Here is a 17,217-nt window from a genome sequence, read left to right on the forward strand (position 1 = left end):
TTGCTCCTTAATTCACACGCGTGCCGGACGCGTCAAAATACAACGGGTTTCGTGGGCGAATTTTGATAATTTTTCCAGCGGGATAGTCCTGATGGACATCGATCAATGTCACGACCGGATGGCCATTCAAGTCCAGATGCAACCGGGTTTGGTCGCCTAAGTGTTCCGCACGTATCACACGCGCGTCACTGCCTTCGCCTTCAATGATGTTTTCCGGGCGAAGGCCAATCTGCGGGCCTTTGTGATCCCCGCCAAACAACTCCGACGGCAGGATATTGATCCGCGGCAGACCCAATCGGCTGGCAACGTAAACACTGCCAGGATTTTCATAGATGTCCCTGGGCGTGCCGTACTGAACCAACCTGCCCTCTTCCAGCACTCCGATATGTGTCGCCATTGTCATGGCCTCAACCTGATCATGGGTCACATACAAAAGCGTTGACCCAAGGTCTGCCTGGATTCTCTTGAGCTCTACACGTAAATCCGCCCGCAGCTTGGCATCCAAGGAACTGAGCGGCTCGTCCATCAGGAAAATCTGCGGATCGCGCACCAAAGCTCGTCCGATTGAAACGCGCTGCATTTCTCCGCCGGACAGTTCGGTGGCTTTGTTGTCCAGCTTGTGCGGGATTTGCAGTATTTCAGCGACTTCATTCACCTTCTGCACAATCTCATCCTCAGGTGTCTTGAGGATCGGGGATCGTAGTGGGAACGACAGGTTCTCGCGCACCGTCATATGCGGATACAGTGAATATTGCTGGAAAACCATCGCTACATCGCGTTGGGCAGGCGTGTCCAACCCAACATCTCGTCCGGCAATACGAACCGACCCTGAATCCAGCTTCTCAAGTCCGGAAATCAATCGAAGCGTTGTTGTTTTCCCTGCACCTGTCGGCCCCAATAGCACGACGAAAGCGCCGTCGGGGATTGTCATCGAGATATCGTCGACTGCCCGAACTGTTCCGAACGATTTTGAGATGTTCGTTAAAACGACTTCAGCCATTGCTCAGCACCTCATCGTTCAAGGCGGATCTCAGCGCCCGGCCTGTGGACTGTTCAAAAAGAGTCACTGTCGGTGAACGAAACTCCAAACCCACAGTCTCACCCGGCGTGGCCGTTTCGCCTGCACCAATACGGGCCTTCAACTCACCGTTCGGGCTTTGCAGTGTCACGATTTGGGTTGTCCCGAGGTATTCAGCCGCCAGAACCTTGGCCCGGTAGTTGCTGTCGTCAGACAAAAACACATGCTCAGGGCGGACACCGAAGACCAGCTCGCCTTCCGCGCCCTCCATCAATTTTGGGACGGCCTCGTCATGGCCGTTCAGCCTGACCGTTTCCGAACCGGGTGCCACTTTTCCCTGAAACGGCAGGAAGTTCATCGACGGGGACCCTATGAAATCCGCCACAAACATGGTCGCCGGTTTGTCGTAGATTTCCTGCGGTGTTCCGAATTGCTCGATCACTGCGTTGTTCATGACGACGATTTTGTCGCCCATCTGCATGGCCTCAAGCTGATCATGCGTGACGTAGACAGTTGTCGCACCCATGCGATCGTGAAGCGCGCGCAACTCTTCAGCCATATGCTCACGAAATTCGGCGTCCAAAGCACCCAGAGGTTCGTCCATCATGAATGCCTTGGGTTCGCGAACGATCGCCCGTCCAAGTGCCACGCGCTGCCTGTCGCCGCCGGAAAGCCCACCCACCGGGCTATCCAGAATGTCAGTTATCCCCAAAATTCCGGCAACTACTTCGACTTTGGCTTTGACGGCTGCACGTGACATGCCTTGTGAAATCAGTGGATAGCTGATGTTCTTGCGAACGTTCATGTGCGGATACAGCGCGAACATCTGAAAAACGAACGCTATGTCACGTTCTGAAGGCGGCTTTTGGCTGATTTCCTCACCATCAAGGTAAATTTCGCCTGATGTAGGGAGCTCCAACCCGGCAATCATCCTGAGCGTGGTTGTTTTTCCGCACCCCGACGGCCCAAGCAGCATGAAGAACTCACCATCCTCAATCGTGAAAGAGCTTTCACGGACAGCCGTGAAATCGCCGAACATCTTCTTTACGTTTTTGACTACGATCTGGGCCATTTCTACTCCGGAAAATGGCTGACGATGATGAACATAACGGTTCCGATCAGCGTGACGATGAAGGAATAGGTGAACGCCCAGAGGACAAAGGGCTGCATTAGCATGAAGACCCCGACCGCGATCAGGATGGTCGCGACCATCTCCCACGGGCCGCGGCGAAGACGCATCAGTCCTGTTAGAAAATCGCTCATTTGCGTACCGCTCCGAAGGTGATCCCGCGCAGCAAGTGTTTGCGCATCAGGATGGTGAAAATCATGACAGGGATCAGGAAGATTGTTGCACCAGCCGCAACCGCAGGCCAATCCAGGCCGCCGATACCAATGATGGTCGGGATAAATGGGGGTGCGGTCTGAGCGTTCGCAGAGGTCAGCAGCACTGCGAAAGCGTACTCATTCCAAGCGAAGATTAGGCAGAAGATCGCCGTCGACGCGATACCCGTCGCGGCCTGTGGAAGCACCACTTTGTAGAATGCCTGAAACCTTGTGTAGCCGTCGATCAGAGCGGCTTCTTCATACTCTCTGGGGATTTCATCTATGAATCCCTTCAGCAACCACACTGCCAGAGAGATGTTCACACCCGTGTAAAGCAGGATCATCCCCAGATGCGTGTCGCTGAGCCCAAGATTCCTGAACATAAGGAAGATCGGAATGGCTACGGCAACCGGTGGCATCATCCGTGTACTGAGAATGAAGAACAGAAGATCATCCTTGAGCGGCACCTTGAAACGGCTGAATGCATAGGCAGCCAATGTTCCCAGAAAGATACTCAGGAACGTCGACCCAAACCCGATGATGACCGAGTTCATAAAGCGTTCACCGAACTTGGACGGACCAACAATCACCATGTCGTATTTGCGAACGATTTCATCAGCCCAGTTTTGCGGAGGGTTGGCTTCCAAAAACTCTTGGGTTTGCCGCGTTCTGGTCGTGAACAGGTTGACATAGCCTTCCAGGGTCGGATCGAAGACGACCTTTGGCGGGTAACTGATGGCATCCGCTGGAGATTTGAATCCGGTCAGCAAGATCCAGACAAGCGGGATCATCGTGATCAGCGCATAAGAGATGACCAAAAAACCTGCGATCCACTTGGACCGGCTTGTGGGTTCAGTGACGGAAAAACTGCTCATCTCTGTTTCACCTTGTTCAGGGCTTTGACATAGATCGACGCAAGGCCGAACACGGTGACGAAAAGGATGATTGCATAGGCCGAGGCATAGCCTGTGCGCCACTTCTCAAATGCCTCTCGCTTGAGATTGATCGAAGTGAGTTCCGTAACAGACCCCGGACCACCGCCGGTCAATTGAACCACCAAATCGAACATCTTGAAGTTCTCGATCCCTCGAAACAGCACCGCGAGCATCAGGAACGGCAGCACCATCGGGATGGTGATCGTGAAAAACTGCCGCAGTTTGCTGGCCCGGTCGATTTCGGCGGCCTCGTAGATATAGTCGGGAATGCTACGCAGTCCGGCCAAACAGATCAGCATGACAAACGGCGTCCACATCCACGTGTCCACAATGACGATTGCCCAGGGGGCCAATGTGACTGAACCCAGCATTTCAAAGCTCGATGGTTCTTTTCCGGTGAACCAGGAGATGATGTAATTGAACAACCCGATCTGTGGTTGGTAGAGGAATTTCCAAAAGTTACCGACAACGGCCGGGGACAGCATCATTGGCAACACAATGATCGTGGTCCAAAGGTCATTGCCCTTAAACTTCTTGTTGATCAGCCACGCCAAGGTGAACCCGATCAGAACCTGAAAGAAGATCGTCCAGAACAGAAAATGCGCCGTTGCCTGCATATTCAGCCAGGTATCGGAGTCCGTCAGGATACGCTCGTAATTCCGGAACCCGACATCCTTGACCTCGCGCCCGATCCGGTTGGCTTTGTAGTTGGTAAAACTCAGCTGGATAGTCCAGATCAACGGAAAGATGTTGATCGCAAGCAGCAGGAAGATCGTGGGGGAGATAAATATCCAGGCGATCGCTCGATCGGATAGCCCCCTGATTTTGCGCGCAACTCGCGTGGGCGTTGCCTGCGCAACGCGATCTATGGTCCTGTCAGACATCTCTTTGCCAGTTCTTGTCGATTTGGGACACAAGGGTCATGGTGGAGCGGGCTCACGCCCGCTCCTGCCCTACTGCCGGATTAAAGCTTGCCTTCGTCTTCGAAGACTTCAGTCCAATCCTCGATCAAAAGATCAAGCGCTTCCTGCGCTGTGCCCTGGTCGGCAACCACGTAGTCATGAATGCGTTTCTGCATTGCCAACAGTAACTCTGCATAAGCAGGCTCCTGCCAGAAGTCCTGCACACCTGCCATTGCTTCCAGGAAGTCGCCGGCAAAGGGCTGGCTATCCACGAATCCGGGATCTTCCAGAACCGAATTGTGAGCAGAATACCCGCCTAGTTCCCACCATTTGGCCTGAACTTCGGGTTGCGCGAACCACTTGATGTATTCAAGCGCCGCGTCCTGCTTGTCAGAATAGCTGACAACGGATATCCCCTGCCCGCCCAGCGTCGAACCAGCCTGATTTTGCGGCGGGTTCACAAAAAAGTCGATTTTGTCACCACCCGTGTTGGGATCGGCATAAAGACCCGGGAAGAATGCAAACCAGTTCATGGCCATAGCGACCTGACCCGATTTAAAGGCGTCCAGGCTCTCACCCATGTAAGAGTTGGTATATCCCGGAGGTGTCGCCGTTTTGTAGAACTCTTTGTAGAATTCCAGAGCTTCAACAGCTTCGGGTGAGTTCACCGCACCTTCCATGTCATAGGAGCCCGGTGTGTTTTCGTACTTGAAGCCCCACGGATAGAGAGCGCCGGTCACACCCATTGTGATCCCTTCCGAGCCCCGCTCAGTAAAGATCGCAGCGCCATACACGGTTTTTCCGTCAATCTCGCGCCCTTGGAAGAATTGCGCGATTTGCAGCAGTTCTTTCTGGGATTCCGGTTCACGCAGATCTTGACCCGTCGCCTCTTTGTAAGCGGCCTGAATTTCTGGATTTTCAAACCAGTCCTTGCGATAGAACCAACCGTTTGCATCACCCATGGCTGGCAGCGCGTAATAATTTGGTGTGCCCTTTGGCCACGTTGAATAAGCGTAAACAGTTGCCGGCGCGAAGTCATCCATACTGATGCTTTCCGCATCGAAGAAGTCATTCAACTTGACATAATGACCGTTTTCGGCACCGCCGCCGATCCATTGGCTGTCACCGATCAGCAGGTCGCAGAGCTTTCCTCCGGAGTTCAGTTCATTCAGCATCCGGTCTGCAAAGTTTGGCCAGGGCACAAACTCGAAATTCATTGTGTGGCCGGACTCAGCTTCGAATTCCTTGGAAAGCTCAACCAGCGCATTGGCCGGGTCCCATGCTGCCCAACATAATGTCAGATCTTCAGCATTTGCCTTGGTAGAAAGAGTAGTAGCGGCAAGGACTATTGCGCTGGCCGAGGCCAGTTTTGAGTAAGTCATCCATTCCTCCCTTTTTAACGCCGTCAACCGAGGATGTGCGAATCGCGGCATACCTCCAAGGCTATTTGAGGTACGCACCTCAAGTCTAGATATTTTTGAGGTTCGTACCTCAAACCATCTGATTGAACTTTAATAAATCAGTATAACTAATTATATATACAAACTTTTTTAAACTTGAATACTTCGTCCATTTCTCGAAGAAGTCATTGGAAAAACCCAATGGTTAAAAAATAGTTCTTCCGAACTGATCAGCTGACGGCATTAGGTCGCCAATTCTCGACGACCGTGCTTTGCTCGTTTCCCGGCTAACTGACCGTCACCCAAGGCCGTTGAAATTGAGGATGCAAAAAACGCAAGATAAGCCAAACTCGACTGTTCACGACGGACCAGGGACAAACGCATGGACGATCTCACCATTGTCAGAATGAACCGGTACCCTATCAAAGGCCTGAGCCCAGAACCTCTGAACACTGTAAATCTGAACGCGCGAGAAGGTATTCCCGGCGACCGCCTTTTCGGCTTTGCTCGCTACAATTCCGGCTTTGACCCAACGGACCCAAAGCCATTACCAAAAGACCGCTTTGTCGTGCTGCTGAAGGAAGCTGGACTTGCAGGCCTAAAGACAAGATTCGACGCCACGACCCGGCAATTGGAAGTTGATGTGGACGAGAGCGTCCATCGCTTCAATATGAATTCGCCCCAAGGAAAAACGGATGCGGCAGCATTCCTTTACAACGTGCTAAACCTGCGGGATCCCGAGCCGCCAAAGTTTGTATCTTCGCACCCGCATCGTTTTACGGACGTTTCAGTCGTATCACCGAAGATGATGAATGCGATTTCGGTTCTCAATCTGAATTCTGTCGATGCGTTAAGTAAAAACCTGAACACGGTCATCCACCCCGCCAGATTTCGAGCGAACATCGAAATCGATGGATTACCCCCGTTTTCAGAGTTGGATGCTGTCGGTTCGACATTGGTATTTGGCGATGTCAGGTTGCGGATACTCTCCCGAACGAAAAGATGTGCTGCCACCGAAGTAAATCCAGAAACAGCCCAGCGAGACTTGAAAATCCCGTTCTTGCTTCGAAAGCACCTGGGGCACATGGATATGGGCGTTTACGTCGAAGTACTGGATGGCGGTACGCTCATTGAAGGCCAACGCGGGACAAAACTCGACTGAATGGACCCTCGCTACCCAATCGGTTCTAACAAGAGACCCCGGTCCAGTCATAGCTTGCAACGAAGATAGCGCGTTTTGCCAATACAAACCCGATGCGCCACCAGAGGCATTGAAAGCCCCCCGCGCGTGTCAAATTAGATGCTAATAATAAGACCACAGTAAGATTGCGTTTCAGCGTCAAGGGCAGCTTGCTCAGCCAACCCAGAGACCGGCTTCGTCACTCCCACCTCGGATTACGGTTAACTTGGGTACTTGCTGATCTCAGTGCCTTGATCTCTGTGATCGCTCCACTCGTGACAGCGTTCTCTGTTCAAAACTTCCCAACCCAGGCGAAGGGGTAATCACTGGCTTTCTGGCTCGCGCAACAGGGTTTTGAGATGCGAAACCGGCACGCCGATGTTTGAGCCACCAAACTCAGGCAGTATCGCTGCATTGATAGCAACAACCTCTCCCCTCCGGTTCAACGCTGGCCCTCCGCTCCCACCGGTTGTGGTTTCGGCGTCATAGACGATGGCACTCGGACTCGTCCGGGCGACGATCCCTCGGCTGGCGAGTGGTTGAATCTTGCTTTGCATGGCAAGCTGCGAAGCAATCGCCCAGAAGTTCAGGTTTCCCTTTTCCTCAAGCGTTTCCAAAAAGCCTGATCCAGCCTGCGCGATCAAAGCCTTCAAACCAGTCGGATACCCCAGCAAATACAGTTCTTCTCCGGCGCCTGGTACAGTATCTGCCAACCTCATTCCAAGGCCCTGAACCTGGCCTGGATCAACTGCCAAAATCGCCAGATCTGCTATTTCGCTGACCCGATCCAACCGTGCCACAATTGGTTCAGTTTGATCGGGCAAGTAGACCAGCAACTTCAACATTTCTGCCTCAAGGCCAGCTTGTTTCAAGGCTTGCTCTTTGTCTCCCGAGGTCCAGGGCAAAGCGACATGGCGATTGGTGGCCAACAATGGGACCCCTTCCAGTAAAAAGCCGGTTCCGGTGAACTGGAACTCGGCGGGTTCGCCCGTCCCATCCGGTTCGATCCAAGGCTGGCCAAACGGGGTTTTCAGCCTTTCTCTGTTTTGTCCCAACACGTGACGCAGTAGTTTCCCGCTTTCAACATGACGCAATCCATATGCCCCCTGGAGGAATGCGACGGATCGAGTAGACGCAGCAATCACCCGCGTTGGCGCTCCTGCTCTGTGTTCCAGTGTTCCAAGACGCTGCTCGGTCGACAAAATCTGGCTTTCAAATGCATCTCGCAATGAGGCCAGGTCCCCAGGTGTAAGTGCGTCTTCCCGCGTCTGTGCAAGCATAACTGAAATCGCTTCGATATTGCGGGATTCCTGCTCGATACTGTCGGCCAAGCGTTTGTCGTTCTGGTAAAGCAAGAATCCAAAACCTGAGATCCCAATAAGCGCAGCAAGAACTGTGATCCTGAACAGGATGGTGGTCTGAGACGCAAGCCGTCGTCCACTGTCGCGCAGCGCACCGGACATCTTTTTGGCAAAAGGTCGACGGCTTGCCCGGGTGTATGCGTAAGCGTCACTCAGGATATCTTCGACCGTGTGATGCGAAGGGAACGAGTGATCACACAACCTGTACCGAGACATCGGACCCTTTTCACCAAACTCGATCATGTCTCCATGCCTAAGAGACGCGGACGAAACTCTTTGCCCATTCACCCATACATTGCGCTCTGACGAGGCAGTTATCGTGTAACCGTCGTCAGCCCACTGAAGAGTAGCGATATCGTTGTCATGGGGGGGCACGTCCCCTTTTGGTCGGAGGCTAAGCGTCCTGCTTTCGCCGACAGAAATAATCAGTGCTTTGTCGACAAGCCAGTTCACATTCCCATGCGATGGTCCGGTCAGGCTCTCCAGAAAGGCCCGCACCTCACCCGCACCAACAATCCCCGACGGCCTTGCACCATTCTCGTCCGGTTTCGGCATTTTGGCCTCCTATCCAAACGGATAGGCATTCTAACACGCTGGACCACCAAACCCATGGCAATGTTTCAGGCGTCGAGAGTATTGGGACATTCTTCTTGAAACGACACTGGTGTACAATTCACGAAGATGGTGCGCCGCGAAGAGATCTCCGGTTCGTTCTCCCGAACACTCGTGCGGCCTGTGTTTCTCCGCCTGAGAATTCAGGTTACGAATCTCGGCGGCAGCCGAGCGCCGGAGAAGACGCTCAAAATACCCGACTCCAGGACATACCCATTCGGCTGGAATGATCAGGAGGTTTTTTTCAACTGCGGCGTATTCGAGCACAGATAACCCTGATACACAGCCTGCCCCTTGTTCCGCGCGGATAACATCCCTGATGTTTTACCTTGGGGATACCCGCGGCAAATTATTGAGAATCATCGACTACTTATAACCCGGATAGCCACTGGCTGGCCCATTCCTGCTACTTTCGCTGTAAACTGCCGGTTGCCAAGCAGAAATTCCTCAAAACGACCCTGCAAAGCCACGGTACTGAGACCTGTGTTCGAAAAGCTCTAAGCGTGAGTGTTCCGAACCGTCTCTGCTTGGGAACAGGCAACTGAAACGGGGAAATCGCGGCACAGATCCGGGTCAAAAACGCAAATGATTTGAGGCACGTACGAGTGGCGGGGAGACAGGGATTCGAACCCTGGGAACGCTCTCACGTTCAACGGTTTTCAAGACCGCCGCATTCGACCACTCTGCCACCTCCCCGTCGAAAGCAGGGTCTAAGGCGAAGTTCGACCAGAGGCAAGTCGAAATCGGGAAATCTTGCCGAAGCCTGTGCAGCGGTCTTTCCATGACACTTCAGCCACGTTATGATCCGCAGGAAAGACCGTAACAGGCTGGCATACAGAACCAGCAGACCGGCAGCGGGGTTCGGAAAACGAAACCCCTTCAGGCAAGGGATAAGCAGATGAAGCGAGCGATCGAGACACGCCCGGGGCCGAAACGGCTGGCGTATCTGGCGTTGACTTTGACGATACTGGCCGGATGCGAAGAGGCTTTTTTGACATCTGAAACGGCTGAGAAACCGGAAGACAATTCGGGGAAAACCGAACTCCTGCCAGAGGTGACGGCCGGCGCGCAGCGTGATGTCGAAGCCCCTGAGGTTTTTCAGACAACCGAAGCCGGGCTTTGGGACGGCCGACCGTCGCTTGGCGGGATCTGGGTTGCCCACCCGGATGTTTCCCAACCTGAGCGTGTCGTTATCAGAAACACGTCTAACAACAAATCCGTGACGGGTGCCCTGTTCCGGCGCGAACGCGATCTGCCCGGCCCCACGCTTCAGGTCTCGTCCGCTGCCGCGAAGGAGCTTGGAATGCTTGCAGGCGCGCCGACAAAAGTCAGCGTCGTCGCACTGCGCCGTGAAAAGATAGAAGAGCCGCCTTCGGAGGACACGCCAGAGGCTGAAGAATCGGCAGAGGAAACCACAACTGCTGCAAGTGATGACGCCATCGACACTCAAGCTGCTCCTGATCCGGAAAAGCCAGCCAAACGGAAGTGGTGGCAAAAGAAAGAACCAGCCGTTGCAGCGGCTGGTGCGGCGGCTGTTGCAGCGGGCACCTCCAGCTCGGCCGATGACGCGGCTAAAACTGTTGAGGATGCGAACGAAAAACCCGAGACGTCAACGTCAGCGGACGATCAGGCCGACGCGCCTGAAGAAAAACCTGCCAAGCGAAAATGGTGGCAGAAGAAAGCGCCCGCAGCCGCCGCCGCGGGAACTGCGGTGGCAACTGCGGATGCGGTGACTGACAGCGCGGACGTAGCCGCCGAAGCGGCAGCGGCCGTGGCGTCACCCTCTTTGTCGGACGCGCCGGTCGAGGCCCCTGCTGAAAAATCTGCCAAGCGAAAATGGTGGCAAAAGAAAGATCCTGCCGCGATCACCGAAACACCGCTGGACCCGATAGAGGGTGCCGCAGCAGCAATTGATGCGGCAGACGTCACTCCTGTGGCCGCCCCGGCGACATCGGCGACACCTTTGAGCAAACCATATGTTCAGATCGGAACCTTCAGCGTCGAGGCAAACGCCAACTCAGCGGCACAAAAGGTGCGCCGAAACGGCATGCCGACGGTTGTCCGGGAGTTGAAAACCGCAAATAATACCGTCTGGCGGGTGCTGGTTGGCCCTGCCGCTACCCGGGCCGAACGCAAAGCCATTCAGAAAGACGTGAAAGACCTTGGCTTCAAAGATGCGTTCACGGTTACCGACTAATTCAGCGAGGCGTAATATGCTATCCTCACTACGAACATCTGTATTGGCTCTCGGGCTTGCCGTACTGGCGCTACCTGCCCAGGCTTTTGATACATCGGCCCGTGCGGCCTATGTGATCGACCAAACCACAGGTACCGTACTGCTATCGAAAGATGCCGACCAGCCGTTGCCGCCCGCGTCGATGTCCAAGCTTATGACGCTTTACGTTGCGTTCGAAGCATTGCGGGACGGACGCTTGACGCTGGACGAAACTCTACCTGTTTCGGAACACGCGATGAGCTATGGCGGCTCGACGATGTTCCTGAATACGCAGGATCGCGTTCGTGTCGAAGATCTGCTGCGCGGCATTATCGTTTTGTCGGGCAATGACGCCTGCGTCGTCATTGCCGAAGCGCTCAGCCCGGATGGCACCGAGGCGGGGTTTGCGCGTTACATGACTCAGCGCGCCAAGCAAATGGGCATGAACAACTCGAATTTTGCCAATTCAAACGGCTGGCCTGCCGCCGGGCATATGATGTCGGTTCATGATCTGGCCGTTCTTGCGGATCACCTGATTTCCGACTTTCCAGAATACTATCCCCTTTTCGCCGAAGAGGTTTTTGAATTTGACGGTCGCGCGCCGTCGAACGCCCGTAACCGCAACCCGTTGTTACGGCTGGAAATCGGAGCGGACGGTTTGAAAACCGGCCACACGCAAGAAGCGGGTTATGGCCTTGTCGGGTCCGCCAAACAAGGCGACAGGCGTGTGATCTTTGTGCTGACAGGTCTCGACAGCACCGGCCAGCGGGCAGAGGAGGCTGAGGCCGTGGTTAACTGGTCGTTTCGAAATTTTGTCGAGAGGACAGTTGCCAACGCGGAAACGCCGATAGCCGAAGCCAAGCTGTGGATGGGCGAGAAAAAAACCGTGGGGCTTGTCCCCGAAGGTGATCTGAACGTGCTGTTTCCGGTTCTGGGCACACAGAATGTCGAGGCCGAGGTTGTTTATGACGGCCCCATCAACGCGCCCGTCAAGAAAGGCCAGCAACTGGCGGAACTGGTGATCAAGCCTGAAGGGCTACCGGAAATCCGACGCTCTCTGGTGGCGGCCGAAGACGTGGCGCTTGGCGGGTTTGTGGTGCGTATGCTGACCGTTGGCGGTATCGTATTGAAGGACGTGATCAACAACCCGCTGGAGTCGATGTGACGAAAGCGGGGTTATTTCTGACCTTCGAAGGTATTGACGGATCAGGCAAGTCAACCCAGGCGCGGATGCTGGCGGATCGCTTGCGCGCGCAGGGTCATGAGGTTGTATTGACGCGCGAACCCGGCGGCTCTCCGGGGGCCGAGGAAATTCGTAGTCTCGTTTTGGAAGGTGACCCGGAACGTTGGTCCGCCGAAACCGAGATTTTGCTTTTCACTGCGGCCCGTCGTGACCATCTGGAGCGTACCATCGAACCCGCCCTTGCGGCAGGGAAAGTGGTGATTTGTGACCGTTTTGCGGACAGTACTCGTATGTATCAGGGCCTGTCGCGGGGTGATCTGCGCAGTCTGGTTGATCAATTGCACAGTTTGATGATCGGGCGGGAACCGGATATGACTCTGCTGATCGACATGGACCCAGAAACGGGCCTGTCCCGAGCCAAGGGCCGACAAGGCACAGAGGAACGTTTCGAAGACTTTGGCCCGGAATTGCAAAAGAAAATGCGCGCAGGCTTTCTTGCGTTGGCCAATGAGTTCTCGGACCGGTTTCGCGTTGTCGACGGCAACAGAGACATGGACAGGGTTGCACAGGATGTGACAGAAATCGTCCAAGCAGCTTTGCGGTAGACGATGAGCGACGATATCCCTTCTCCGGATCAAGTGCCGGGTGCACTGCATCCGCGCGAAACTGCGCATCTTTTTGGTCAAGAGGATGCCGAACAGGCTTTTCTGACCGCCTTTAATTCGGACAGGTTGCATCATGGCTGGCTGTTGACCGGGCCGCGCGGTGTCGGCAAGGCGACGCTGGCATGGCGGATTGCGCGTTTTCTATTGGCAACGCCTCCGGCAGATGACGCGGGTTTGTTCGGTGCGCCGCCAACACCTCAGACACTTGACGTTGATCCCGACCAGCCGGTGTCGCACCGCATTCAAGCTGGCGCAGAACCGGGTTTGGCCGCGATAACCCGGTCGCTGAATGACCAGGGGCGGCTGCGGGGCGAGATTGTCGTGGACGACATCCGCAAGCTCGGGAGGTTCTTTGGCCTGTCCTCTGCTGATGGCGGACGCCGGGTCGTGATTGTGGATTCGGCGGATGAAATGAACGTCAGCGCTGCCAACGCGTTGCTGAAAATGCTGGAAGAGCCGCCAGCGCGCACCACCCTTTTGCTGGTGTCGCACCAACCCTCGCGCCTGTTGCCAACCATCCGTTCGCGCTGTCGCACACTGCGCCTCGGCCCGCTGAACGCTCGGGACATGCAGGCCGCCCTTTCACAAGCTGAAACCGAAATGCCCGCTCAGGCCGAACACCTCGCTGCGCTTGCTGCTGGTTCAGTTGGGGACGCTGTACGCCTGATCAATCTGGGTGGTCTGGACATCTATGCCGAACTGATCGCCATTCTGGGCACCCTGCCCCGCATGGATCGTCAACGCGCATTGGCACTGGCCGAGGCCGCAGCCCAGCGCGGTGCCGCCGAGCGGTTCGAGTTGTTGCTGACACTAATTGACGTCGCTTTGTCTCGGCTGGCCCTGACCGGGGCAACAGGCGCCCCGCCTGTTCCCGAAGCTGCGCCAAACGAAGGGGAAACGTTGGCGCGACTTTCCGCTTCTCCGGATCACGCCCGCCGCTGGGCCGAGGTCGCCGCGATAATCACCGCCCGGGCGCGCCATGGTCAAGCCGTCAACCTTGACCCTGCCGCTCTGGTCCTAGATACGGTGTTCAAGATACAGGAAACCGCCGGTCAGAACAGATGAGCGACACCCCCCAGATTACTGACAGCCATTGCCATCTGGACTTCCCGGATTTCGACGGCCGGTTGGACGACATCATCGCGCGCGCCGCCGAAGCTGGTGTGGCCCGCATGGTGACGATTTGCACCAAACTGCGCAACGAACCCACCGTCCGCGCGATTGCCGAGGCCCACGCACCGATCTTCTACGCAGCCGGAACGCACCCGATGAGTGCAGCGGACGAGCCAATGGTCTCGGTCGATGAGCTGGTCGATTTGGCACAGCATCCGAAATTCGTTGGCATTGGTGAAACCGGCTTGGACTATCACTACACCGCCGACAGTGCAGAAGTTCAGAAACAGTCACTGCGCGTTCACATCGAAGCGGCTCAGCGAACCCGGTTGCCTCTGATCATTCACGCCCGCGCGGCGGACGATGACATGGCCCGTATTCTGGCTGAAGAATACCGTAACGCGCCGTTTTCTTGCGTGATGCACTGTTTCTCATCCTCAGCTGAACTGGCCAGAGCCGCATTGGATTTGGGCTTCTACCTGTCCATGTCTGGCATTGCTGCTTTCCCGAAAAGCCAGGAACTGCGCGATATTTTGGCAAGCGCTCCGGTGGATCGCATTCTGGTGGAAACCGACGCACCCTATCTGGCCCCGCCGCCCTATCGCGGGAAGCGCAACGAACCAGCCTATACCGCACATACAGCACGCAAGGGTGCCGAGATCTTCGGTATGGAATACGCCGCTTTTGCCGCCCAGACCCAGGCAAACTTTGACCGGCTGTTCACGAAAGCGGCTTTGTACAAGGCTGCTGCATGACCGGGTTGCGATTTACAATTCTGGGCTGCGGTTCTTCAGGCGGCGTGCCAAGGTTGGGCGGTCACTGGGGCGACTGCGACCCTGCGAACCCTAAGAACATCCGACGCCGCTGTTCAATGTTGGTTGAACGCGACGGCCCGGATGGGACAACCTCGGTTCTGATCGACACCACCCCGGACATGCGCAGCCAGTTGCTGGACACAGGCACCGGGCGGTTGGACGGCGTAGTCTATACGCATTCTCACGCAGATCACGTGCACGGGATCGACGACCTGCGTATGATCGTGTTCAACATGAAAACCCGCGTTCCTGTCTGGGCGGATGGCGATACCCAGAACGCCTTGTTGGGACGCTTTGGCTATGCGTTCATTCAGCCCGAGGGCTCACCTTATCCGCCGATCCTTGAACTCAAGACCATCGATGGCCCATTTGAAATCGGAGGTCCTGGCGGCCCCATTTCATTTCGTCCGTTCAAAGTGAATCACGGATCGATCGATTCCCTTGGGTTTCGCATGGGACAACTCGCCTATCTGCCGGATGTAGCCGAGATTTACGACGACGCCTGGCCCGAGATGGAAGGATTGGACTGTCTGGTCATCGACGCCCTGCGCCGCAGCCCGCACCCCACCCATGCGCATCTGGAAAAGACGTTGGGATGGATCGAAAAACTGCAACCAAAGCGTGCAGTTCTGACCAATATGCATATCGATCTCGACTATGCGACCGTCGATGCAGAAACGCCCGACCACATCGCCCCCGCCTTCGACGGGATGGTGATCCATCAGGCACATTAGCCCCCTGCTTCGCGCCCATAGGATAACGCAGCAGGCCTGCCGCACGGGGGCCACATGCTGCAAAGCCTGATTGACGTCATTCTTCCGGTCTTTTTGGTGATCGGCGCCGGATACACGGCGACACGCACAGGGTATTTCAAGGAAGCGCATGTTGATGGGTTGATGAAATTCACCCAAGGCTTTGCGATCCCCTGTCTTTTGTTTCTTGCCATCGCGCATCTGGACCTCAGCGCCAGTTTTGATCCTCGGCTATTGGCCAGCTTCTATTCGGCCGCCGCGTTGTGTTTCACCGCAGGTCTCTTTGGTGCACGCATCATTTTCGGGCGCGATTGGGAAGATTGCGTCGCCATCGGGTTTTGTTGCCTGTTCTCAAACTCTGTCCTCTTGGGCCTACCGATTACCGAACGTGCATATGGGCCTGAGAACCTGACCGGCAACTACGCGATCATCGCCTTTCACTCTCCGTTTTGTTATGGCGTCGGAATTACGGTCATGGAGGTTGTCCGAAATCGTGGAAACGGTGGCGTACACATGGCGCGTTCCGTTCTGTCTGCGATGTTCAAGAATGCACTGATCCTCGGAATCGCTCTTGGGTTTCTGGTCAACCTGTCTGGCCTGGCTATCCCCGCAGTGGTCGACGAAGCCCTTGGGCTGATCACGCGCGCAGCCCTTCCCGGGGCTCTGTTTGCCTTGGGTGGCGTTTTGGTCAAATACAAGCCCGAGGGCGATCTGCGCACCATTGCCTACGTTTGCTGTATCTCGCTGATGCTGCACCCCAGCCTTGTATGGTTGTTCGGCAAATCCACCGGCTTGCCGCAGGACCTGTTTAGGTCGGGCGTTTTGAATGCCGCCATGGCTCCGGGTTTCAATGCCTACATCTTCGCCAATATGTATGGCCGCGCAAAACGTGTCGCTGCTTCGGCCGTTCTTATTGGGACGGCGTCATCTATCCTGACCGTCTGGCTTTGGCTAACACTTCTGGGCTAACTGTGGTGTTGACTTCAGGTCGTCGTGAAACACCTATCGCACAACGCAGCAGGAGATCCGAATGTCGCATGCCATTATTGTTGCTCATGGCCAACCATCCGACCCGGAACCGGCCGAAGCTGCTCTTGCGGTATTCGCAGCAAAAGTTAACGCGCTGACCGAGAAGGTGGTTGTGCATTCAGCGACTCTGGCTGCCCCAGGCGCGTTGGAGACGAAACTGGACAGCGTACCAGAGAACTCGGTCATTTATCCGCTTTTCATGGCAAAAGGGTGGTTTGTAACCAGCGCGTTGCCCAAACGGCTTGGGAATCACAAGGCACAGGTTTTGGATCCGCTGGGAATCGATCCAGAGCTGCCAGCTTTGACTGCGGACGCCCTGCGAATGGAATTGTCTGGCAAGCAATGGACGGCACAGTCGACAGATCTGGTCATTGCCGCTCATGGTTCTGGCCGTAGTCGGAATCCATCGGCCGTGGCGTTGCAGTTTGCTGAACAGATTGGAGGAATGGTATCTTTCAAATCTGTTCGCGTCGGATTTGTCGAAGAATCGCCATCCATTTCTGACGCCGCGAACGGTACAGGAGATCAGGCGCTGTGCCTGCCCTTCTTTGCCTGTACCGGAGGGCATGTTTTGGATGACGTACCGGAAGAGTTGGATCGTGCGGGGTTCTCAGGTGTTGTGCTTCCCGTAGTGGGCGAGTTGGCTCCGATCCGGTGCCAGATTGCAAAAAAGGTAACGGAGGCATTCGAATCTGCCTGAAATCCCGATACGAC

16 protein-coding genes and 1 tRNA gene are annotated in these 17,217 nt (G+C 55.4%); 9 read left to right on the plus strand and 8 right to left on the minus strand.

The features are described 5' to 3' along the window. Window positions 1-7: 7 nt before the first annotated feature. From ACR0K5_RS02335 to ACR0K5_RS02360, 6 genes are all read right to left on the minus strand, one after another. Window positions 8-1,000, minus strand: coding sequence for an ABC transporter ATP-binding protein (locus ACR0K5_RS02335; RefSeq protein ID WP_480628128.1), 993 nt, complete (start codon window positions 998-1,000; stop codon window positions 8-10). Further along, entirely contained in the window at window positions 993-2,090 is a 1,098-nt protein-coding gene (locus ACR0K5_RS02340; protein WP_480628129.1) for an ABC transporter ATP-binding protein, read from the minus strand. Before ACR0K5_RS02340 ends, ACR0K5_RS02335 begins: the two co-directional genes overlap by 8 nt. Before the next feature lie 2 nt (window positions 2,091-2,092). Further along, window positions 2,093-2,281, minus strand: coding sequence for a hypothetical protein (locus ACR0K5_RS02345; protein ID WP_039524935.1), 189 nt, complete (start codon window positions 2,279-2,281; stop codon window positions 2,093-2,095). Then, the gene (locus ACR0K5_RS02350; RefSeq protein WP_480628130.1) at window positions 2,278-3,216 is read right to left on the minus strand and encodes a carbohydrate ABC transporter permease; all 939 of its coding nucleotides are present in this window, start codon (window positions 3,214-3,216) and stop codon (window positions 2,278-2,280) included. The genes ACR0K5_RS02345 and ACR0K5_RS02350 overlap by 4 nt, the downstream gene beginning before the upstream one ends. Beyond that, window positions 3,213-4,160 carry a carbohydrate ABC transporter permease gene (locus ACR0K5_RS02355; protein ID WP_480628131.1) on the minus strand — a complete coding sequence of 316 codons (948 nt, stop codon included), beginning with the start codon at window positions 4,158-4,160 and terminating at the stop codon, window positions 3,213-3,215. The genes ACR0K5_RS02350 and ACR0K5_RS02355 overlap by 4 nt, the downstream gene beginning before the upstream one ends. Window positions 4,161-4,240: 80 nt before the next feature. Then, window positions 4,241-5,560 carry an ABC transporter substrate-binding protein gene (locus ACR0K5_RS02360; RefSeq protein WP_480628132.1) on the minus strand — a complete coding sequence of 440 codons (1,320 nt, stop codon included), beginning with the start codon at window positions 5,558-5,560 and terminating at the stop codon, window positions 4,241-4,243. A 400-nt stretch (window positions 5,561-5,960) separates the two neighbouring features. Here ACR0K5_RS02360 and ACR0K5_RS02365 point away from each other — a divergent pair, with 400 nt between their 5' ends. After that, a complete protein-coding gene (locus tag ACR0K5_RS02365; protein WP_480628133.1) occupies window positions 5,961-6,740 on the plus strand; it encodes an MOSC domain-containing protein in 780 nt (259 codons plus the stop codon). A 341-nt stretch (window positions 6,741-7,081) separates the two neighbouring features. Here ACR0K5_RS02365 and ACR0K5_RS02370 read toward each other — a convergent pair whose 3' ends face one another. Both ACR0K5_RS02370 and ACR0K5_RS02375 read right to left on the minus strand, forming a co-directional pair. Then, a complete protein-coding gene (locus ACR0K5_RS02370; protein ID WP_480628134.1) occupies window positions 7,082-8,674 on the minus strand; it encodes a trypsin-like peptidase domain-containing protein in 1,593 nt (530 codons plus the stop codon). Between the two features lie 663 nt (window positions 8,675-9,337). Beyond that, window positions 9,338-9,427: transfer RNA gene (locus ACR0K5_RS02375), tRNA-Ser, on the minus strand. Between the two features lie 202 nt (window positions 9,428-9,629). Here ACR0K5_RS02375 and ACR0K5_RS02380 point away from each other — a divergent pair. The 8 genes from ACR0K5_RS02380 to ACR0K5_RS02415 all read left to right on the plus strand — a co-directional run bounded on the left by ACR0K5_RS02380 (window position 9,630) and on the right by ACR0K5_RS02415 (window position 17,203). Further along, the gene (locus tag ACR0K5_RS02380; RefSeq protein WP_480628135.1) at window positions 9,630-10,928 is read left to right on the plus strand and encodes an SPOR domain-containing protein; all 1,299 of its coding nucleotides are present in this window, start codon (window positions 9,630-9,632) and stop codon (window positions 10,926-10,928) included. Window positions 10,929-10,944: 16 nt separating this feature from the next. Further along, complete coding sequence (locus ACR0K5_RS02385; RefSeq protein ID WP_480628136.1) at window positions 10,945-12,111, plus strand: D-alanyl-D-alanine carboxypeptidase family protein; 1,167 nt, start codon at window positions 10,945-10,947, stop codon at window positions 12,109-12,111. Further along, on the plus strand, window positions 12,108-12,734 hold the full coding sequence (gene tmk / locus ACR0K5_RS02390; RefSeq protein WP_480628137.1) for a dTMP kinase: 627 nt from the start codon (window positions 12,108-12,110) through the stop codon (window positions 12,732-12,734). Before ACR0K5_RS02385 ends, tmk begins: the two co-directional genes overlap by 4 nt. Window positions 12,735-12,737: 3 nt before the next feature. Continuing rightward, window positions 12,738-13,859, plus strand: a complete 1,122-nt coding sequence (locus ACR0K5_RS02395) for a DNA polymerase III subunit delta' (RefSeq protein WP_480628138.1) — start codon at window positions 12,738-12,740, stop codon at window positions 13,857-13,859. After that, complete coding sequence (locus ACR0K5_RS02400; protein WP_480628139.1) at window positions 13,856-14,662, plus strand: TatD family hydrolase; 807 nt, start codon at window positions 13,856-13,858, stop codon at window positions 14,660-14,662. Before ACR0K5_RS02395 ends, ACR0K5_RS02400 begins: the two co-directional genes overlap by 4 nt. Next, window positions 14,659-15,456, plus strand: a complete 798-nt coding sequence (locus ACR0K5_RS02405) for an MBL fold metallo-hydrolase (RefSeq protein ID WP_480628140.1) — start codon at window positions 14,659-14,661, stop codon at window positions 15,454-15,456. Before ACR0K5_RS02400 ends, ACR0K5_RS02405 begins: the two co-directional genes overlap by 4 nt. Before the next feature lie 54 nt (window positions 15,457-15,510). Further along, entirely contained in the window at window positions 15,511-16,443 is a 933-nt protein-coding gene (locus tag ACR0K5_RS02410; RefSeq protein WP_480628141.1) for an AEC family transporter, read from the plus strand. Window positions 16,444-16,504: 61 nt separating this feature from the next. Continuing rightward, on the plus strand, window positions 16,505-17,203 hold the full coding sequence (locus ACR0K5_RS02415) for a CbiX/SirB N-terminal domain-containing protein (protein ID WP_480628142.1): 699 nt from the start codon (window positions 16,505-16,507) through the stop codon (window positions 17,201-17,203). Window positions 17,204-17,217 lie beyond the last annotated feature (14 nt).

The organism is Ruegeria sp. AB9 (genome assembly GCF_056542585.1).